Genomic DNA, 18395 nt, shown 5'->3' with positions numbered 1-18395 from the left:
ACGGTCTATACCGTTTGGCCGACTTCTCGCCGCGCGCGGTCTCGTGGTCTCATTGCTCATCAACTGCATGGAGGTTCTGGATGTCGTCTCTGAACTCGAATCTGAACGGCAAAGTTGCCGTCGTCACTGGTGCCGCGAGCGGCATCGGCAAACAGATCGCGTTGACTCTGTCGGCCGCGGGTGCTGTGGTCGCGATCGCCGACCTGAACCAGGACGGCGCGAACGCCGTGGCTGAAGAAATCAGAAAGGGCGGCGGTAAGGCAATCGGCGTGGCAATGGACGTGACGAACGAAGATGCCGTCAACCAGGGGATCGACAAGGTCGCCGAGGAATTCGGTTCGATCGACATTCTCGTTTCCAACGCCGGCATCCAGATCGTCAATCCGATCGAAAACTATTCGTTCTCGGACTGGAAGAAGATGCAGGCCATTCACGTGGACGGCGCGTTCCTGACCACCAAGGCCGCGCTCAAGCACATGTACAAGGACAATCGCGGCGGCGTCGTGATTTACATGGGCTCGGTCCACTCGCATCTCGCCTCGCCGCTGAAGTCGGCGTACGTGACCGCGAAGCACGCTCTGCTGGGCCTGTCGCGCGTGCTTGCCAAGGAGGGCGCTGCGCATAACGTGCGTTCGCACGTCGTGTGTCCGGGCTTCGTGCGCACGCCGCTCGTCGACAAGCAGATTCCCGAGCAGGCGAAAGAATTCGGCATCAGCGAAGAGGAAGTGATCAAGCGCGTGATGCTGGGCGGTACCGTCGACGGTATCTTCACGACGGTCGAAGACGTCGCGCAGACCGTGCTGTTCCTGTCGACATTCCCGAGCGCGGCGCTGACCGGCCAGTCGTTCGTCGTGAGCCACGGCTGGTACATGCACTAAGGGGCGGCCCATGGCGCAACGCAATCTGAAGCGGGCGCGGGTGGGCGTGTCGGGCGACGGGGAGGGCGCGGGGCCGTCGGTCGCCGCCCGCCCGCTCCGGCATCTCCGGTTGCCCAACTACGAAACCGTCGCGCTGATGCTGCAAGGCGGCGGCGCGCTCGGCGCCTATCAGGCCGGCGTCTTTCAGGGACTTTACGAAGCCGGCATCGAACCGAACTGGATCGCGGGCATCTCGATCGGTGCACTGAATACGGCGATCATTGCGGGCAATCCACCGGAACGACGCGTCGAGCGTCTGCTGCAATTCTGGGAGACGATCTGCCAGCCGGCGTTCGGGGCGCCCTTGCCGGCTCCGATCGAGCACCTGCTGTTCAATTCGAGCGAAGCGGTGCGCAAGGCATTTACGGCAGCGCAGGCAATGAGCGCGATCGTCGAAGGGCAAAAGGGCTTTTTCGTGCCGCGTTTCCCACCGCCGTTGCCCACGGTGTCCGGTCCGCCGCAATTGGCGAGCTACTACGACACCACGCCGCTGAAGGCCACGCTCGAGTCGCTGTGTGATTTCGACCGGATTAATTCCGGCGAAATACGCGTGTCGGTGGGCGCGGTGAATTGCGGCACGGGCAATTTCGCGTACTTCGACAATACCCGCACCACGCTCAGGCCCGAGCATTTCATAGCGTCCGGCGCGTTGCCGCCGGGCTTCGCGGCCGTCGAGATCGACGGTCAGTTCTACTGGGACGGCGGCCTGATGTCGAATACGCCGCTCTACGAGATGCTCCAGTCCACGCCGCGTCGCGACACGCTCGCGTTTCAGGTCGACCTATGGAGTGCGATCGGGCCGGTGCCGGACAACCTCACCGACGTGCAGGGCCGCATGAAAGACATCCAGTATTCGAGCCGTACGCGTCTCGTGACCGACATGCTGCAGCGCTCGCAGCGTTTCCGCCACGTACTGCGCGAGGTGCTGGACCGTGTGCCAGAAGACCAACGCGACGATCCGTGGTGCAAGCTGGCCGAAGATCTGTCGTGTTCAAAGCGCTACAACGTGATTCACCTGATCTACCGGCACAAGGAATACGAAGGACACTACAAGGACTTTCAATTCGGTCTGTCGACGATGCGCGAGCATTGGCGAAGCGGTCTTGAAGATATTCTCCGTTCTCTCGAGCAGCCCGACTGGCTCGATATGCCGGAAAACGATGCCGGGTTCGTCACGCACGATATTCATCGGGATTCGCGCTGATTCCTCGCGGAGAGCCCCGACGCCGCGCCAACCAAGGCCGAACCGTCAGAAAAAAAACGGCGCCCTTTCAGAAAAGGGCGCCGTTTTTGCAGGCGATGGCAGCGGCGAACCTGCTGCACTTGCACGGCAAACCTCCGCGCTGTGAATCGCCTTACTTCAGCACGTGAGCAATCGCGGTGGCGACGACGTCGAGATTGCGCGTATTGAGCGCAGCCACGCAGATGCGGCCCGTGCTGACCGCATAGATACCGAACTCTTCGCGAAGACGGTCCACTTGCGGTGCCGTCAGACCCGAGTACGAGAACATGCCGCGCTGTGCGTTCACGAAGCTGAAGTCACGATCAACGCCGCTTGCCTTCAGACGCTCGACGAGACCATTGCGCATCGCGCGGATGCGCTCGCGCATTTCGCCCAGTTCGCTTTCCCACGTCGCGCGCAGTTCCGGCGATGCGAGCACGGCCGCGACCACCGAGCCGCCGTGCGTCGGCGGGTTCGAGTAGTTGGTGCGGATCACGCGTTTCAGTTGCGACAGCACGCGCGCCGCTTCTTCCTTGCTCGCGGTGATGATCGACAGTGCGCCGACGCGCTCGCCGTACAGCGAGAACGACTTCGAGAACGACGAAGACACGAACACGTTCAGTTCCTGCGCCGCGAACAGACGCACGGCTGCCGCGTCCGCTTCGATGTTGTCGCCGAAGCCCTGGTAGGCGATATCGAGGAACGGCACGAGGTTGCGCGCCTTGACGACCTCGACGACCTGCTTCCACTGCTCGACGCTCAGGTCGACGCCGGTCGGGTTATGGCAGCACGCGTGCAGCACGACGATCGTGCCCGCCTCATAGCTGTTCAGCGCGCTCAACATGCCGTCGAAGTTCACGCCGTGCGTCTGCGCGTCATAGTACGGATACGATTCGACGACGAAGCCCGCGCCTTCGAACAGCGCGCGGTGATTTTCCCAGCTCGGATCGCTGATCGCGACCTTGCTATTCGGATTCACGCGCTTCAGGAAGTCCGCGCCGATCTTCAGCGCGCCCGTGCCGCCCAGCGCCTGCGCCGTGACGACGCGGCCGGCCGCGACCAGCGGCGAGTCGTTGCCGAGCAGCAGCTTTTGCACGGCGGCATCGTAAGCGGCGATACCTTCGATCGGCAGATAGCCACGCGGCAGCGCGGCTTCGACGCGGGCCTTTTCCGCCTCACGCACGGCGCGCAGCAGCGGAATCTTGCCTTCTTCATTGAAGTACACGCCAACGCCGAGGTTGACCTTGGTGGCGCGCGTATCGGCGTTGAAAGCTTCGTTCAGGCCCAGAATCGGGTCGCGGGGAGCAAGTTCGACGGCGGAGAACAGAGACATGATGGGTGGGCAGCAGTAGTGAAAAGAGGGCGGCTTCGCGCGCGAGCGGCCTCATCTGGGGCGTCGGCGGCGTTTCGCGGGTGGGCGTGAGTTCGACGAAACGCGAAAATCGGGGACGGCCTATGGACAGCGGCGAGCGAGCGCAACTTCGCATTGTAACGAATCTGGGCGCTTTTTTCGGACGACCAGACGGGCAAAAGGCGATTATTTGCTTGAAAAACAGGCACTGGAGAGCCATGTGGCAGTAAGGAATTCGAGCGGGCGTGGCGATGTCGACGGCGCGAACAGGCCGAGGTGCGCTGCCCATTGGCGCTGGCTGCGCCACGATGACGCGTGACGTGGAGGACACAGCCCGGCATGGGAGTTCGCGGTAAACCCCGTCAGGGCACGCAAGTCCGCAAAGGGCCATAACACAGCGGCGCCCAGGGCCGCCCTACGTAAGCCCGCTCGATCTTCGCTTTCCGCAACCCGTTAGAATGATTCTTTGCCCAAGGCCCGGTGCCGCCCCTCATGTCCGAACACCATCTGACTGAAGCCGACGATACGCTCGACGAATCAAAATTCATCGCGTTCGAAGGTTCACCGTTCAAGCTCTACCAGCCGTATCCGCCCGCCGGCGACCAGCCCACGGCCATCGACACGCTCGTCGAAGGCGTCGGCGACGGTCTCGCGTTCCAGACGCTGCTCGGCGTGACCGGCTCCGGCAAGACTTTCACGATGGCCAACACGATCGCGCGGCTCGGCCGCCCGGCGATCGTGTTCGCGCCGAACAAGACGCTCGCCGCGCAGCTGTATTCGGAGTTCCGCGAGTTCTTTCCGCGCAACGCGGTCGAGTACTTCGTTTCGTACTACGACTACTACCAGCCGGAAGCGTATGTGCCGCAGCGCGATCTGTTCATCGAGAAAGACTCGTCGATCAACGAGCATATCGAGCAGATGCGGCTGTCGGCGACCAAGAGCCTGATGGAGCGGCGCGACGTGGTGATCGTCGCGACGGTGTCGGCGATTTACGGTATCGGCAATCCGTCCGAATACCACAAGATGATCCTGACGCTGCGCACCGGCGATCGGCTCGGCCAGCGCGACGTCATCGCGCGGCTGATCGCGATGCAGTACAGCCGCAACGAAGCCGACTTCCAGCGCGGCTCGTTCCGCGTGCGCGGCGACACGATCGATATCTTCCCGGCCGAGCACGCCGAGATGGCGGTGCGCGTCGAGCTGTTCGACGACGAGGTCGAGACGCTACAGCTATTCGATCCGTTGACCGGCCGCGTGCGACAGAAAATTCCGCGCTTTACCGTGTATCCGTCGTCGCACTACGTGACGCCGCGCGATACCGTGCTGCGCGCCGTCGAAACGATCAAGGCCGAGCTGCGCGAGCGCCTCGAATTCTTCTATAGCCAAGGCAAGCTCGTCGAGGCGCAGCGCCTCGAGCAGCGCACCCGTTTTGACCTCGAAATGCTGCAGGAGCTCGGTTTCTGCAAGGGCATCGAGAACTATTCGCGGCACTTCTCGGGCGCGGCGCCGGGCGAGCCGCCGCCGACGCTCGTCGATTACCTGCCGCCCGACGCGATCATGATGCTCGACGAATCGCACGTGCTGATTGGCCAGCTGAACGGCATGTACAACGGCGACCGCGCGCGCAAGGAAAACCTCGTCGACTACGGCTTCCGGCTGCCGTCGGCGCTCGACAACCGGCCGCTCAAGTTCAACGAGTTCGAGCGCAAGATGCGCCAGGTCGTGTTCGTGTCGGCGACGCCCGCCGATTACGAGAAGAGGACCGCGGGGCAGGTCGCCGAACAGCTTGTGCGTCCGACCGGCCTCGTCGACCCTGAAATCGAGGTGCGGCCGGCGCGCAGCCAGGTCGACGACGTGCTTGGCGAGATCAACGAGCGCATCAAGGCCGGCGACCGCGTGCTGGTCACGACGCTGACCAAGCGGATGGCCGAGCAGCTCACCGAGTTCCTGGCCGACCACGGCATCAAGGTGCGCTATCTGCACAGCGACATCGACACGGTCGAGCGCGTCGAGATCATCCGCGATCTGCGTCTCGGCGCGTTCGACGTGCTGGTCGGGATCAACCTGCTGCGCGAGGGGCTCGATATTCCCGAGGTGTCGCTCGTCGCGATTCTCGACGCGGACAAGGAAGGCTTCCTGCGCGCCGAGCGTTCGCTGATCCAGACCATCGGCCGGGCGGCGCGTAACGTGAACGGCAAGGCGATTCTGTACGGAGACAACATCACGGACTCGATGCGTCGCGCGATCGACGAAACCGAGCGGCGCCGTACGAAGCAGATCGCGTTCAACGCCGCGCACGGCATTACGCCGCGCGGCGTCGTGAAACGGATTCGCGACATCATCGATGGCGTGTACAACATCGACGAAGCGCGTGCCGAGTTGAAGGAGCAGCAGACTCGCGCGAAGTTCGAGGACATGTCCGAGAAGCAACTCGCCAAGGAGCTCAAGCGCCTCGAAAAGCAGATGATGGAGCACGCGAAGAATCTCGAATTCGAGAAGGCCGCGCAGACCCGCGACCAGCTAGCGCTGCTGCGTCAGCGCGTGTTCGGCGCGAACGTCGGCGACCACGTGTCGGGCGTCGAATAGCTAGCGTCCCTCCACCGCTTTTGTCCGCCACGAAAGGGCGCGGCCATTCGCCGCGCCTGTTCACATCGGCCGGCGCTTTAGCTCCCGCTGCAGCCGTCGGCGCGGCCAACTTGGCCGTGACGAATTCCGTCCCTGTTTCCCCGCCGCACGAAGGTTTCTTAAGCGAGCCTTAAGACCCTGCTGACATCAGGCAGAGCGTGCTGACAGGTTTGTTCTCGTCAACGATCGATGATAAACTCGCCCCAATATTGAGAATGGTTCGCATTTAAATTTACATCTGACTTGCGGCCGCAGTGTTTCAATGAAATCGATTCCAGTCTGATAGAAACAAGGAGCTTCAATGCGGATTTCTTCCTTTGTGCGCGGTGGCGCGGCAGCGGTAGCTGCTGTCGCGGCGCTGTCGGCCTCGGCCGCCGAATATCCGATCGGCAAACAGCAGATCCAGGGCGGCATGGAAATCGGCGCGGTCTACCTGCAGCCGGTCACGATGGAACCCGAAGGCATGATGCGCAAGGCGTCGGATTCGGACATTCACCTCGAGTCCGACATCCACGCGGTCAAGAACAATCCGACCGGTTTCGCCGAAGGCGACTGGATGCCGTATCTGCAGGTGCACTACGAACTGACGAAGGCCGGCTCGAACCAGCCGTTGAAGGGCGACCTGATGCCGATGGTCGCGAACGATGGTCCGCACTACGGCGACAACGTCAAGCTGCAAGGCCCGGGCAAGTATCACCTGAAGCTGATCGTCGAACCGCCGATGCAAATGGGCCACATGGCGTTCGGCCGTCACGTCGACAAGGAAACCGGCGTGGGTCCGTGGTTCAAGCCAATCACGCTCGAATACGACTTCACCTTCGCTGGCATCGGCAAGAAGGGCGGTTACTGATCGGCGCGCGGTGCTAATGCGTCGCTCAACGTATCAGTGAATGCAGCAGACGGCGCGCGGACAGTCGGAGTCAAATCTGGCGTTGGCGCGTCGCGTTTTCCGGAAAGGGCAATGAGAATCAACCGAAAGATCGCGATGCTTGCCGCCGCGTTTTGCCTGGCGGCCACGGCTCATGCAGCCGACCTGCCGACCTTCAAGCTCGAAATGAACGACGGCAAACTGAACCCGGCCCGCATCGAAGTGCCGGCAGGCCAGCGTATCAAGATCGAAGTGCGCAACACCGGCAAGGGCGCGGCCGAATTCGAAAGCGTGCAGTTGCGTAAAGAGAAGGTTCTGGCGCCGGGCGCTGATTCGTTCGTCGTGATCGCTCCGCTGGAGCCGGGCGAATACAAGTTTTTCGACGACTTTCACCAGCAGGCGCAGGGCGTGATCGTCGCGAAGTAAGCAGTGGTCTCGATCGAATGCGAACGCGAACTCGCCACGGCAAGCGGGCGCTGTCGGTCGCGCGAGGCAACGGAAGCGGGCTGTAGAAGGATCGAAGGGAGAGCTTGAATGGGTCAGATTCTGTTCGTCGTGTGGCGGGAGAGCGTCGAGGCACTGCTGGTCGTCGGCATCCTGTACGCATGGTTGAAAAATGGCGACGACGACGCCCGCCGCGGCTTGCCGTACCTGTGGGGCGGCGTGGCGGCCGGCGTGATCGCGGCGGTGGCGCTCGGCGCGGCGCTGGTCGGCTTCACCGAGGTGCTCTCCGGTGACGCGCAGGATTACTTCCAGACCGCGATGGTGCTCATCGCCTGCGTGCTGATCGTGCAGATGGTGCTGTGGATGAAGCAGCACGGCCGCACGCTGAAGCGCGACATGGAACAGTCGCTGCAAAAGAGCCAGCGCGATTCGAACTGGTGGGGCGTGGCGCTGCTGGTCGCACTGGCGATCGCGCGCGAAGGCAGCGAAACCGTGATCTTCCTGTACGGCCTCGGCTTTGGCCAGTCGGGTCATGTCGACGGCAGTCAGATGCTCGCTGTCGTGATCGGTCTCGCGCTTGCGTTCCTGACCTTCTACGTGTTGCAGCTCGGCGGCAAGATCATCTCGTGGCGGCTCTTTTTTCGCGTCACCGAAATCATGCTGCTGTTCCTCGGCGCGGGGCTGTTCCAGACCGGCGTCGACAAGCTGATCGACAAGGAAATCCTGCCGACGCTCGTCGACCAGCTGTGGAATTCGTCGGCGATTCTCGATGACTCGAGCACCTTCGGTTCGCTCGTCGCGACGCTGACCGGCTACCGCGCGCATCCGGCGCTGATGAATCTGCTCGCCTATGCCGTGTATTGGGCGGTCGTTTATCTGCTCGTGCGCCGCGCCAGTCGCAAGCCCGCGCAGCAGACGGTAGGGCGCGCGGCATGAGCGCCGTGATGGCTTCCCGGCCGGGCCGCCTCGCGGCGGCCGGCCAGTGGATGCAGCGCCACGGCGCGGTGATTCGCGGCATCCAGTGGGTCGTGGTCGCGGTGTATGCGTTCCTGATCGTCGTGCCCGCGCTGATGCCGCTGCCGGACGACACCGCGCATCTGTGGAACAACCTGACGCTCGCCGCGCAGTTCGTGTTCTGGGGCATCTGGTGGCCGTTCGTGTTGCTGTCGATGGTGATGCTCGGCCGCGTCTGGTGCGGCGTGCTGTGTCCGGAGGGCGCGCTCGCCGAATTCGCGAGCAAATTCGGCCGCGGCCGCGCGATTCCGCATTGGATGCGCTGGGGCGGCTGGCCGTTCGTCGCGTTCGGCATCACGACGATCTACGGGCAGATGGTGAGCGTCTACCAGTATCCGAAAGCGGTGTTGCTGGTGCTCGGCGGCTCGACCTTCGCGGCAATCGTGATCGGTCTGCTATACGGACGCGAGAAGCGCGTCTGGTGCAAATACCTGTGCCCGGTCAACGGGGTTTTTTCGCTTCTGTCACGGCTCGCGCCGTTTCACTACAAGGTCGACGAAGACGCGTGGCGCCGCTCGTATAAGAACGGCGAGCATGGGCATCGCGTGATTCCGATCAACTGCGCGCCGCTCGTGCCGTTGCGCAACATGAAAGGCGCGGCGGACTGCCATATGTGCGGCCGCTGCAGCGGACACCGCGATGCGATCGCGCTGACGTGGCGCAAGCCGTCGACCGAAGTCGTGCAGTTGGGCGACAAGAACGCGAACCCGTGGGACACCGCGCTGATCCTGTACGGCCTGCTCGGCATCGCGATCGGCGCGTTCCACTGGACCGCGTCGCGCTGGTTCATCGACCTGAAGATGTTCGCCGCGACGTGGCTCGTCGATCGCGACATCACGTGGCCGCTCGACACCAACGCGCCGTGGTTCCTGTTCACGCATTACCCCGACCAGAACGACGTGTTCTCGTGGCTCGACGGCTCGCTGCTGATCGGCTACATCCTGTCGACGGCGCTTGTCTACGGCACCGTGCTGCTGCTGTTGCTGACGGGCGCGACGCGCATGCTCGGGCGCTTCGACGCAACGCGTCTGCATCACTTGACGCAGGGGCTGATTCCGATCGCGGGCGCGGGCGTATTCCTTGGTTTGTCGGCGACGACGCTGTCGCTGCTGCGCGCCGAGCACGTGTCGCTGTGGTGGGCGTCGGATCTGCGCATCGCAATTCTCGTGATTGCGAGCGCGTGGAGCGCATGGCTCGCGTGGCTCGTCACGCGCCGCTACAGCGAGCGCTTCGTGCAACGCGCGCTGGCGATGCTGTGGTTCGTCGCGGCGCTGGCGGTCGTCAATAGCGCGTGGTGGCTGATGTTCTGGGGCTGGGCCTCGAAGTAAGTCTTCAGCCTGTGTCCGGTGCGAACGCAGGCGCAAGCGCAAACGAAAAGCCGTGGGATGGTGACACCCCACGGCTTTATCATTTTCAGCGATGTACGCCATTGCGCGCATCGGCTTTCGAGCGAGAACCAAAAAAGCGGCCTGGCTTGCTGCGACGGCTGGCTTGGTGTCTGCACGAAGGGGTCTAGTTCTCGCGTGCAAACCGTCGTGGCTGGCTAATGCCTAACACCTCTCTGGGAGGTGGTCCCCACAATACCCGGTACTTACCTCGTGTTGCCTTGCTACTTCGTCAGGATCAGCTTGCCGAGGCGCGTCGCACGCAGTTGATACGTGTCGCCGTTGTGCACGATGCTGATGTGACTATGGCCTTGCAGCAGCGCGTCGCTGCGCACGACCCGTTCCGACGTCTCGCTCTGGCCGGCGGTGCGTTGCGCGCCGGGTTTCGCCGCGGGCACGGCCGTCGTCGACGATTTCGGGCGGCTGGTTAGCGCGGCCGCCGAGCGGCGCAGGCTGAGCGTGGAGGAGCGAGTCATATCGGTCATTCGTTTTAGCTTGTTCGTCGATTCGATGTGATCATTCTAAATGATAACCATTCCTATTTACAAGATCGAGAAATTGATCGGATCCGACTTTTGATAGCTGAATGAAAGTGCGTCTAGATGGCGATTCTGGAAGCCATTCTGACATGGCCCCGCGAAAGCGCGGGCAGGGCGCCCGCGCGGTATGTCAGTGCAACGGTCCCGGTTCCTGCCCGGCCGCGACGTACTGGCGGATCAGCCGCACCGTATCGATATCGTTCTCGCGATACGCGGACTTGACGATCTCCTGCGTCTGCACGGCGTCCTGGTCGGTCGAGACGGGCAGCGTGGTTGCGTACTCGAAGCGTAGGAACAACTGCAGCTCATCGGGCTGCTCGATCGTCATCGTCAGTGAGCCGCCGACGTGCTCGGCGGTCGGCAGTATGTCGTAGCGCACGCTTTCGCTTTCCTGCAGCGTGACGCGATCGCGCACGGTGGCCTGGCCGTAGTGCAACTCACGCTCGAGCACATTGCCGTCGCGCGACAGGATCGTGCAGCTGTCGAGACCAATCACGAACAGTTGCGGCTGCTCGGCGCGCAGCACGAGCCCTTCCCACAGCTGCTCGCGGGTCATCGATTCGACGAAGGGATTCAACGGATCGTTGATCTGAATAAGGTGTTCGAAATTCAAGACGACTGCGTCCTATGAAAATATTGCAATACCCGTGACCCGAACGGACGGCGTCCGACCGTCCTATGCGCGTTTGCTGCGACTGTTAAGCGACCGCGAGCGCGGAGCGGATCGAGATCGTGTGCGTGAGGATCTTGTGCACCGGGCACGCATTGGCAATTTGCAAAAGCCGTTCCCGCTGCTCGCCGGAGAGTTCGCCATCGAGCATGATCTGACGGTCGATCGTCGAGCCTGCGTCGCTGGTTTCCATCGACAGTTTGACGCGTACACCCGCGAGCGGCCAGCCTTTGCGCTGCGCGTACATCTTTAGCGTGATCGACGTACAAGCGCCGAGGCTCGACAGCAGCAGCGAGACCGGCGTCGGGCCGCGGTCGCCGCCGCCTAGCGATTCGGGTTCGTCGGCAAGCCAGGTGTGCTTGCCGTCGTCGAATACGACCTGGAAATTCGTCGAACCGATGTGGGCGGTGACGGTGGGCTCTGCCATGTGCGCTCCTCTGCTAGGGATCTAATAGCGTCGCACGCCACGGACTGTCGAAATCAACGCGGGCCGCGCGACATGAGCCGATATTGTGAACGAATTTAGCGGCGTTCGCGCCCCGAGGCGGGTGATTTGGCGGCGCGCGCGTGGCTGGTGGCAAGCTTCACCTCGCGCCGACAGGCGTGACAAACGCGCGGCACGCGCTCGCCTGTCAGTGCGTGATCGCGCCCATCCGCCCGGCCTGATAGTCGATCACCGCCTGACGGATCTCGTCTTCGGTATTCATCACGAACGGGCCATAGCGCACCACCGGCTCCTTCAGCGGCACGCCGCCGAGCAGCAGCACTTCGAGCGGTTCGTCGCCGGCCGTGATGGTCACCGCGTCGCCGTCGTTGGCGAACACCACCATCGTGCGCGCGTCGATGTCCGCGCGCGCGTCGCCTTCGCCATACACGCCCTTGCCGGACAGCCCATACGCGAACACGCGATAGTCGGCCGGTACCGGCTGGCGGATCGTCGCGCCCGGCTGCAACGAGAAATGCTGATACAGGATCGGCGTGCGCGTTTCGATCGCGGCCTTGACGCCGAGCGCTTCGCCCGCGATGACCTTCACGCGCACCTGACCGTCTTCGGACTTCGCGGCCGGAATGCGTGTCGACGGGATTTCCTGATAGCGCGGCGCGATCATCTTGTCGCGACGCGGCAGGTTCACCCATAGCTGCAGGCCGTGCACGCGACCGCCGGTGCGCGTGAATTCCGGGTCCGGCATTTCGCTATGCACGACGCCCGCGCCCGCGGTCATCCATTGCACGTCGCCGGCGTGCAGCGTGCCGGAATGGCCCGCCGAATCCTTGTGGCCGAACTGGCCCTCGAGCACATAGGTGACCGTCTCGAAGCCGCGATGCGGATGATCGGGCGCGCCGATGGCCTCGCCTGGCGCATAGTCGACCGGCCCCATTTCGTCGAGCAGCAGGAACGGATCGAAGTCCATCAGCAGACGCGTCGGAAACGGTCGATGAACGATGAATCCGCCGCCCTCCACTGTGCGAACCGACGGGAACGTGCGTTCGATCGTGCGTGACGTAGTCATCAATATCACCTCGAAAAATGGGGAATAGCGCGATTTCTGAAACATGGGGCTATTATAGGGACCGTTTTTGGCGGTGCCAGCCGTCCCTCAGCAATGGATTGTTCTATTCATGGAACGATGAGATGAAGATCGATTCACACAATCTGAACGACCTCATGTACTTTTCGCAGGTCGTCGAACATGGCGGATTTTCGGCCGCCGAGCGGGTGCTGGGCATTTCGAAGTCGCGCCTGTCGCGTCGGCTCACGGAGCTGGAAGCGTCGCTCGGCGTGCGCCTGTTGCAGCGTTCCACTCGCAAGCTCGCACTGACCGAAGCGGGGCAGCTGTTCTACCAGCACTGTCAGGCAATGCTCAGCGAAGCGCAGGCGGCGGTCAATGTCGTGCAGCAACTGCGCTCGTCGCCGCGCGGCACGGTGCGCGTCAGCGTGCCGGTTACGATCTCGCAGACGATTCTGTCGACGATCCTGCCGGAATTCATGCACCGCTTTCCGGAGGTGCGCGTCGTGATGCGCGTGACGAATCGCGTGGTCGATCTGTTCGAGGATTCGATCGACGTCGCACTGCGCGTGCGTTCGGATCCGCCGGAAAACGCGAACATCGTCGTGCGGCCGCTGTGGCGCACCGAGCAGATGCTGGTCGGCGCGCCGAGCCTGCTGCAGCAGAATGCGCCGCCGCTGACGCCGGGCGACCTGAACCGCTTCGAAACACTCGACGTGCCGACGAGCGACGGCCGCCACGTGTACAACCTGATCTCGCCCGACGGCACGCGCCATGCTCACGAACACGAGCCGCGCCTCGTGACCGCCGATCTGATGACGATTCGCGAGGCGGTGCTCGCCGGCGTCGGCATCGCCGCATTGCCGGAGATGATGTATGGAGCCGCGTTGAGAGCGGGGCAACTGTCGCCCGTGATGCCGGGCTGGAGTTTTCCGACGCCGCAGTTGTACGCGGTGTTCGTGTCGCGTCAGGGGATGGTGCCGGCCGTGCGCGCGTTCGTCGATTATCTGGTCGAGATGCTCGATCCGGATGAGGGCAAGCACATCATCGGCGAGTGTCCCGAGCGCGCCGAAAAAGCGGCGGCGCAGGGATCGGTGGCGAGGGCGTCCTCCGCTGTGTCGGCGGCGGTTTCATGAGGCTCTGTGGCAACTTGAGGGGGCACGGTGCGCCGCGGGCCGCTAGCGCGCTTCGCAAATCGTTTTTAGCATTTAAGCGCGGCCTGTCATGATTACTTTCAATGGTCGTTTGCTTGAATGCGCGCGCACACAGGCATATAGTGAAATCCCTTTCGCTAAGGAGTGTCCTATGCGAAAACTCATGGCCGCTATCATAGCGGGCCTGATAGGGCTGACCGCGTTGTCCGTGTCGACCACGGCCCTCGCATGCGGTGATAAAAGCTATCAGTCTTCGGCCGATGGCAAATGATCCCGCCGCCCGAAGGCGCCGAGTGCGCACAAAAAAAGGCCTTCATCCGACGATGAAGGCCTTTTACTTTTTGGCCCTGTTTAAAGGGGGTTTTCCCGTGGACGAGCGCGCTGCTCCGCTTGCCGCTCCGCGTGCCACGTTGCCGTTTACTTCGCTTTGGGCTGCGTGACGAAACCGATCTTCGTCAGTCCGCCAGCCTGCGCGGCGGACATCACCTGAGCGACCTTCTCGTACGGCACCTTGCGGTCCGCATCGAGATGCAACTCCGGCTGCGGGCTCGCCTGCGCGGCCGCGGCGATCTTCGCGGCGAGCGCCGCATCGTCGACCTTGGTGCTGTCCCACAGCACGTTGCCGTCCGCGTCGATCGACACCGTTACCTGCGCGGGCTTCGTGTCTTCCCTCTGACTGCTCGCGTGCGGCAGATCGATCTTGACCGCGTGACGGATCACCGGAATCGTCACCATGAAGACGATCAGCAGAACCAGCATCACGTCGACGAGCGGCGTCATGTTGATCTCGTTCATCAGGCCGTCGTCATCGTCTCCGGCGAAAGGGCTCATTGCCATTGGAATGCCTCGTCGATCAGTTGGCGCGGGTTGCGAGACGCAGGCCGTCGCCGCGCCTGGTCGACGACAGACGGGCACCGGTCACGAAGAACGCATGCAGGCCGTGAGCGAAGCGGCTCAGCTTCGCGACGATCGCCTTGTTGGCGCGCGTCAGCGCGTTGTAGCCGAGCACGGCCGGAATCGCGACGAACAGACCAAACGCGGTCATGATCAGCGCTTCGCCGACCGGGCCGGCGACCTGGTCGATCGACGACTGGCCGCTCGCGCCGATCGCGAGCAGCGCGTGATAGATGCCCCAGACCGTGCCGAACAGGCCGACGAACGGCGCGGTGCTGCCGATCGACGCGAGAATCGCGAGACCGCTCTGCATGCGCGCGACGCTTTCGTCCATCGTGTCTTTCAGGCAGCGCGTGATCCAGTCCGACACGTCCATGCGGTCGTGCAGATGCGGCTGCGTCTGGTGATGATGGTCGGCCGCTTCCTGGCCCGACAGCGCGAGCGCGAGGAACGGGTTGTCATGCGGCGTCGAGGCGCCGCCGCCGAGCTTCTTCACGCCGTCGGCGAGGTCGTCCGAATGCCAGAACGCCTGCTCGGCGTTCTTCGTCAGGCGCTTCAGGCGCATCACGTTCCAGCCTTTGACGACGATCACGCTCCACGACATCACCGACATGATCAATAGCGCGAGCGCGATACCGCGCGTCACGAAATCCCCTTGCGCCCACACGTGTGCCAATCCGTAGTTTTGCATTGCAATTCCTTGTTTTTGAAAGCTTGCTTCAGTCGGTCAGATTGAAGTTGAAAGGCTGGGTGTACGCGGCCCTGACGGGTTCGCCGTTCTCGAGATACGGCTTGCAGGCGCTCGCGCGTACGGCGGCCAAGGCCGCGTCGTCGAGACGGCTAAAGCCGCTGCTTTTCTTCAACTCGATGTTCTCGAGCTTGCCGGTCAGACCGACGACGAAGTGCACGTACGCGGTGCCGGATTCGCCGCGGCGCCGCGATAGAGCCGGGTATTCAGGCTGGGTGATATTGCAATCGAGGTGCGGCACGTTTTTCGGCGCGCTGATTTCCATCGTGGGCTTGCCGATCGCGGGCGCTGCCGCGGTGGGCGGTGTCGCGGGCGCGGCGGGCGTCGGATCGGGCGCCGCGACCGGCGTCGGCGATGGCGCAGCGGCCTGTGGCAACGGAGTTGGCGTCGGCTTGGGCGTTGGAGTCGGCTTCGGCTGGGCTTTCGGCGTCGTATGGACGGGCGGTGTCGGCCGGGGCGGCGGCGGAGCGATCGATTGCAGCGCGACCGGCGCGGCGAGCGGCGCGGGCGGCAGCAGTTCGGCGGTCATCACGTGCGATTCGAGCGCGACCGGCACCGGCTCGTGACGCAGCATCATGATCACGGCGAGCAGAGCGACGTGAACCGCGGCGACTATGGCAGTGGCCGTCAGCGCGCGGGAATTCGGTCGGGTGGACGACGCCAGCGGGGCGCCGGCGGAAACGGGATGCGGAGCCTGCATGGTCAGTGTGGCAGCGCGCCGTGCGGGCGGCGCGTCAAACAGGGCATCGTCATGTTCGGAAAATCAGCAGCGAAATGAACAAAGTAGTCACGAAACCAATCAGCAATTCCATCTCGAACTCCTTTCGAAGGGGGAGCGGGGTAGCTGGCTGGTACGAGTACTGGCTTGCTGACGGCGGTGGGATAACGCAGCACGGTGGACAGTACTGCGGTTGTGTTGCAGACGTGCGGCACATTCAACGTCGCATCGGAGCGCTACATAAAGCGTGCGTGAAGCAGAGGGGCTTTTAGCCGCACCGACACGGCTTGCACCGCCGGGCCCTGCTAATTGAACTCAGGCTGCCTTGCGCTCGTAGAACGCGACTTGCACGACCTCGGCGACGCTCTGCACCTGCCGATGCTCGACCACGCCGCAACGGCTCGCGCACACGCCGCTTTGCAGCATCACGTCACGCACGGATTCCTCGCATTTGCCGCAGCACGAGGCGACGCCGAGTTCAAACTGCAACTCGTCGAACGAGTCGATGCCGTCCGCAATCGAGGAGCGGATTGTGCGGTCGGATACGGATTTGCAGACACAGACGATCATGGCAGGCGTCATAGCTAACGTTAATGCGAATTATTATCATTTTGTTTGGTTCGTTTGGCAAGCGTCCCGTGCGATTTTTTGTAACAAAACCAGACTCTTAGAATGGATTTCGTCGGCAGGAAGGGCGGGCGCGCGCCGGTTGCCGGTGCTAGGCGGCGCGAGAATCCGATGCGGCTGTGCGGCCCGACGGTATCGATACCTGCTCGACCGCGGCCTCGATCCGCAGCAGCGTGGCGGCGAGTTGCTGCTGATGGATGCCGTCGTCGGTGGAATAGAAGCGCGGCAGCGGCGTGCCCCCGGCCGGCGCGGCGGCGCGCAGGCCGTGCTGCTCGAGCACGCGTTCGAGCTGACGCGCGATCGCCACGCTCGTGTCGATCAGCGCGAGCCGCTCGCCGACGATGTCGCGGATCGCCGCGTCGAGAAAGGGGTAATGGGTGCAGCCGAGCACCAGCGTGTCGGCGCCCGCGTCGAGCATCGGTTCCAGGTAGCTGCGCAGCAGTGCCTGCAGCTCGAACGAGCCGACGTCGCAACGCTCGACCGCCTGCACGAGCCCGTGGCCGGGCTGGCACAGAAAGCGGCAGTCGGCGGCGTAGCGTTCGAGCAGCCCCTGGAAGCGGGCGCTGCGCAGTGTCGCCTGGGTCGCCAGCACGCCGGCGACGCGGCTTTTCGATTGCAGCGCGGCGGGCTTGACACCCGGCTCGACGCCGACGAGCGGAATCGGCAGCTTTTCGCGCACCAGCGCGATCGACTGCGCGGTCGCCGTATTGCATGCGACCACGAGCGCCTTCGCGCCTTGTGCGGCGAGCCATTCGCCGATGGCCAGCGTGCGGTCGGTGATGAAGTCGTCGTCGCGCTCGCCGTAGGGCGCGTACAGCGAATCGGCGACATACAGCAACGCCTCGTCAGGCAGTTGCGCGCGCACCGCGCGCAGCACGGACAGGCCGCCGAGCCCCGAATCGAAAATGCCGATCGGCGCCTGCGACGCGGCGCCAGCGGCAACACTGCGGACCGTCGGCGACGGCGAAGGGGCGGGCATAGGCGAGAAAAACGAGCGTGAAGTGACGGTCGGCGAAAAGGGTGAAACCACGGTGAGGCGCGAACAAGCGCGCAAGTATATCGCCCGTGCGGTACGGTCCGGCGCGAATGCCTGCTGGGCAGGCGTCGTGCCGCTACCGCGCGGGACGCTTCAGCGTGCTTCGATCAGGACTCGACCGAGCCCATCGCGCTTTGCTGGTAGTTCTGGATACCGACCTTGTCGATCAGATCGAGCTGGGTTTCGAGCCAGTCGATGTGCTCTTCGGTGTCGTCGAGAATCTTCGTGAAGATTTCGCGCGAGATGAAATCGCGCACCGATTCGCAGTAGGCAATCGCCTCCTTGCAGGTGCCTTGCGAAATCTGTTCGAGCTTCAGATCGCATTCGAGGATCTCTTTGGTTTCCTCACCGATCAGCAGCTTGTGCAGGTCCTGCAGATTCGGCAGACCGTCGAGCATGAAGATCCGTTCGATCAGCATGTCGGCATGCTTCATTTCGCCGATCGACTCGTCGTACTCGTGCTTGCCGAGCTTGTCGAGGCCCCAGTGGCCGTACATTCGGGCATGCAGGAAATATTGATTGATCGCGGTCAGTTCGTTCTTCAACTGCGCGTTCAGATATTCGATGACCTTCTTGTCGCCTTGCATGTTATTTCCTTTTTCGGGAACCTTGAATTTCCAACAACAATAAACGCCATGTCCAAAAAAGCCAAGAGATCCGATACAACTGTTGGCG

General features: G+C 63.1%; 19 protein-coding genes. 8 read left to right on the top strand and 11 right to left on the bottom strand.

Annotated elements, in window-relative coordinates:
* Nucleotides 1–80 precede the first annotated feature (80 nt).
* Together OKW35_RS41710 and OKW35_RS41705 are read left to right on the top strand one after the other, a co-directional pair.
* A complete protein-coding gene (locus tag OKW35_RS41710) occupies nt 81–878 on the top strand; it encodes a 3-hydroxybutyrate dehydrogenase (protein ID WP_184062157.1) in 798 nt (265 codons plus the stop codon).
* A 10-nt stretch (nt 879–888) separates the two neighbouring features.
* Nucleotides 889–2121 (top strand): patatin-like phospholipase family protein, encoded by a 1233-nt coding sequence (locus OKW35_RS41705; protein ID WP_429555093.1) that lies wholly within the window; start codon nt 889–891, stop codon nt 2119–2121.
* A 151-nt stretch (nt 2122–2272) separates the two neighbouring features.
* On the opposite strand, the gene OKW35_RS41700 is transcribed toward OKW35_RS41705, so the two are convergent.
* The gene (locus OKW35_RS41700; protein WP_429406781.1) at nt 2273–3472 is read right to left on the bottom strand and encodes an amino acid aminotransferase; all 1200 of its coding nucleotides are present in this window, start codon (nt 3470–3472) and stop codon (nt 2273–2275) included.
* Between the two features lie 510 nt (nt 3473–3982).
* Between OKW35_RS41700 and uvrB the strand changes: the two genes are divergently transcribed.
* The 5 genes from uvrB to OKW35_RS41675 all read left to right on the top strand — a co-directional run bounded on the left by uvrB (nt 3983) and on the right by OKW35_RS41675 (nt 9769).
* Complete coding sequence (gene uvrB / locus OKW35_RS41695; protein ID WP_429555092.1) at nt 3983–6076, top strand: excinuclease ABC subunit UvrB; 2094 nt, start codon at nt 3983–3985, stop codon at nt 6074–6076.
* Nucleotides 6077–6416: 340 nt separating this feature from the next.
* Nucleotides 6417–6965: an iron transporter gene (locus tag OKW35_RS41690; protein ID WP_184032585.1), complete on the top strand. Its 549-nt coding sequence runs from the start codon at nt 6417–6419 to the stop codon at nt 6963–6965.
* A 111-nt stretch (nt 6966–7076) separates the two neighbouring features.
* Nucleotides 7077–7409, top strand: coding sequence for a cupredoxin domain-containing protein (locus OKW35_RS41685; RefSeq protein WP_184062153.1), 333 nt, complete (start codon nt 7077–7079; stop codon nt 7407–7409).
* 108 nt (nt 7410–7517) lie between these two features.
* Nucleotides 7518–8363, top strand: coding sequence for an FTR1 family iron permease (locus tag OKW35_RS41680; RefSeq protein WP_429356903.1), 846 nt, complete (start codon nt 7518–7520; stop codon nt 8361–8363).
* Complete coding sequence (locus OKW35_RS41675; protein ID WP_429361801.1) at nt 8360–9769, top strand: 4Fe-4S binding protein; 1410 nt, start codon at nt 8360–8362, stop codon at nt 9767–9769. The genes OKW35_RS41680 and OKW35_RS41675 overlap by 4 nt, the downstream gene beginning before the upstream one ends.
* 281 nt (nt 9770–10050) lie before the next feature.
* On the opposite strand, the gene hemP is transcribed toward OKW35_RS41675, so the two are convergent.
* From hemP to OKW35_RS41655, 4 genes are all read right to left on the bottom strand, one after another.
* Nucleotides 10051–10311 (bottom strand): hemin uptake protein HemP, encoded by a 261-nt coding sequence (hemP, locus tag OKW35_RS41670; RefSeq protein WP_184062150.1) that lies wholly within the window; start codon nt 10309–10311, stop codon nt 10051–10053.
* Nucleotides 10312–10495: 184 nt separating this feature from the next.
* Nucleotides 10496–10978 (bottom strand): SRPBCC family protein, encoded by a 483-nt coding sequence (locus tag OKW35_RS41665; protein WP_090803848.1) that lies wholly within the window; start codon nt 10976–10978, stop codon nt 10496–10498.
* Between the two features lie 85 nt (nt 10979–11063).
* Nucleotides 11064–11462: an OsmC family protein gene (locus tag OKW35_RS41660; RefSeq protein WP_429555091.1), complete on the bottom strand. Its 399-nt coding sequence runs from the start codon at nt 11460–11462 to the stop codon at nt 11064–11066.
* 205 nt (nt 11463–11667) lie between these two features.
* Complete coding sequence (locus tag OKW35_RS41655; protein WP_429356906.1) at nt 11668–12546, bottom strand: pirin family protein; 879 nt, start codon at nt 12544–12546, stop codon at nt 11668–11670.
* A 122-nt stretch (nt 12547–12668) separates the two neighbouring features.
* On the opposite strand from OKW35_RS41655, the gene OKW35_RS41650 reads away from it, so the two are divergent.
* Nucleotides 12669–13679 carry a LysR family transcriptional regulator gene (locus OKW35_RS41650; RefSeq protein ID WP_187613915.1) on the top strand — a complete coding sequence of 337 codons (1011 nt, stop codon included), beginning with the start codon at nt 12669–12671 and terminating at the stop codon, nt 13677–13679.
* A gap of 435 nt (nt 13680–14114) precedes the next feature.
* Here OKW35_RS41650 and OKW35_RS41645 read toward each other — a convergent pair whose 3' ends face one another.
* The 6 genes from OKW35_RS41645 to bfr form a co-directional block, all read right to left on the bottom strand.
* Nucleotides 14115–14534 (bottom strand): ExbD/TolR family protein, encoded by a 420-nt coding sequence (locus OKW35_RS41645; RefSeq protein ID WP_090803854.1) that lies wholly within the window; start codon nt 14532–14534, stop codon nt 14115–14117.
* Nucleotides 14535–14550: 16 nt separating this feature from the next.
* Complete coding sequence (locus OKW35_RS41640; protein WP_018418631.1) at nt 14551–15282, bottom strand: MotA/TolQ/ExbB proton channel family protein; 732 nt, start codon at nt 15280–15282, stop codon at nt 14551–14553.
* A 28-nt stretch (nt 15283–15310) separates the two neighbouring features.
* Nucleotides 15311–16039 carry an energy transducer TonB gene (locus OKW35_RS41635; protein WP_429555090.1) on the bottom strand — a complete coding sequence of 243 codons (729 nt, stop codon included), beginning with the start codon at nt 16037–16039 and terminating at the stop codon, nt 15311–15313.
* Nucleotides 16040–16372: 333 nt separating this feature from the next.
* Nucleotides 16373–16627: a (2Fe-2S)-binding protein gene (locus OKW35_RS41630; RefSeq protein ID WP_090803857.1), complete on the bottom strand. Its 255-nt coding sequence runs from the start codon at nt 16625–16627 to the stop codon at nt 16373–16375.
* Nucleotides 16628–16775: 148 nt separating this feature from the next.
* Nucleotides 16776–17663, bottom strand: a complete 888-nt coding sequence (gene murI / locus OKW35_RS41625; protein ID WP_429555089.1) for a glutamate racemase — start codon at nt 17661–17663, stop codon at nt 16776–16778.
* A 164-nt stretch (nt 17664–17827) separates the two neighbouring features.
* Nucleotides 17828–18307, bottom strand: coding sequence for a bacterioferritin (bfr, locus tag OKW35_RS41620; RefSeq protein ID WP_018418627.1), 480 nt, complete (start codon nt 18305–18307; stop codon nt 17828–17830).
* Between the last annotated feature and the right edge of the window lie 88 nt (nt 18308–18395).

This window comes from Paraburkholderia sp. MM5477-R1 (assembly GCF_050436385.1).
Classification (GTDB): Bacteria; Pseudomonadota; Gammaproteobacteria; order Burkholderiales; family Burkholderiaceae; genus Paraburkholderia; species Paraburkholderia tuberum.
This window is presented reverse-complemented; position numbering and strand designations above follow the sequence as displayed.

What these genes read in the sequence shown, in the direction of transcription:
- OKW35_RS41680 (WP_429356903.1), top strand. Translation starts at nt 7,518, where the DNA reads ATGGGTCAGATTCTGTTCGTCGTGTGGCGGGAGAGCGTCGAGGCACTG.
- OKW35_RS41640 (WP_018418631.1), bottom strand. Translation starts at nt 15,282, where the DNA reads ATGCAAAACTACGGATTGGCACACGTGTGGGCGCAAGGGGATTTCGTG.
- uvrB (WP_429555092.1), top strand. Translation starts at nt 3,983, where the DNA reads ATGTCCGAACACCATCTGACTGAAGCCGACGATACGCTCGACGAATCA.
- OKW35_RS41675 (WP_429361801.1), top strand. Translation starts at nt 8,360, where the DNA reads ATGAGCGCCGTGATGGCTTCCCGGCCGGGCCGCCTCGCGGCGGCCGGC.
- hemP (WP_184062150.1), bottom strand. Translation starts at nt 10,311, where the DNA reads ATGACCGATATGACTCGCTCCTCCACGCTCAGCCTGCGCCGCTCGGCG.
- OKW35_RS41655 (WP_429356906.1), bottom strand. Translation starts at nt 12,546, where the DNA reads ATGACTACGTCACGCACGATCGAACGCACGTTCCCGTCGGTTCGCACA.
- OKW35_RS41660 (WP_429555091.1), bottom strand. Translation starts at nt 11,462, where the DNA reads ATGGCAGAGCCCACCGTCACCGCCCACATCGGTTCGACGAATTTCCAG.
- OKW35_RS41645 (WP_090803854.1), bottom strand. Translation starts at nt 14,534, where the DNA reads ATGGCAATGAGCCCTTTCGCCGGAGACGATGACGACGGCCTGATGAAC.
- OKW35_RS41710 (WP_184062157.1), top strand. Translation starts at nt 81, where the DNA reads ATGTCGTCTCTGAACTCGAATCTGAACGGCAAAGTTGCCGTCGTCACT.
- OKW35_RS41650 (WP_187613915.1), top strand. Translation starts at nt 12,669, where the DNA reads ATGAAGATCGATTCACACAATCTGAACGACCTCATGTACTTTTCGCAG.
- OKW35_RS41635 (WP_429555090.1), bottom strand. Translation starts at nt 16,039, where the DNA reads ATGCAGGCTCCGCATCCCGTTTCCGCCGGCGCCCCGCTGGCGTCGTCC.
- OKW35_RS41685 (WP_184062153.1), top strand. Translation starts at nt 7,077, where the DNA reads ATGAGAATCAACCGAAAGATCGCGATGCTTGCCGCCGCGTTTTGCCTG.
- OKW35_RS41700 (WP_429406781.1), bottom strand. Translation starts at nt 3,472, where the DNA reads ATGTCTCTGTTCTCCGCCGTCGAACTTGCTCCCCGCGACCCGATTCTG.
- murI (WP_429555089.1), bottom strand. Translation starts at nt 17,663, where the DNA reads ATGCCCGCCCCTTCGCCGTCGCCGACGGTCCGCAGTGTTGCCGCTGGC.
- OKW35_RS41705 (WP_429555093.1), top strand. Translation starts at nt 889, where the DNA reads ATGGCGCAACGCAATCTGAAGCGGGCGCGGGTGGGCGTGTCGGGCGAC.
- OKW35_RS41630 (WP_090803857.1), bottom strand. Translation starts at nt 16,627, where the DNA reads ATGATCGTCTGTGTCTGCAAATCCGTATCCGACCGCACAATCCGCTCC.
- bfr (WP_018418627.1), bottom strand. Translation starts at nt 18,307, where the DNA reads ATGCAAGGCGACAAGAAGGTCATCGAATATCTGAACGCGCAGTTGAAG.
- OKW35_RS41690 (WP_184032585.1), top strand. Translation starts at nt 6,417, where the DNA reads ATGCGGATTTCTTCCTTTGTGCGCGGTGGCGCGGCAGCGGTAGCTGCT.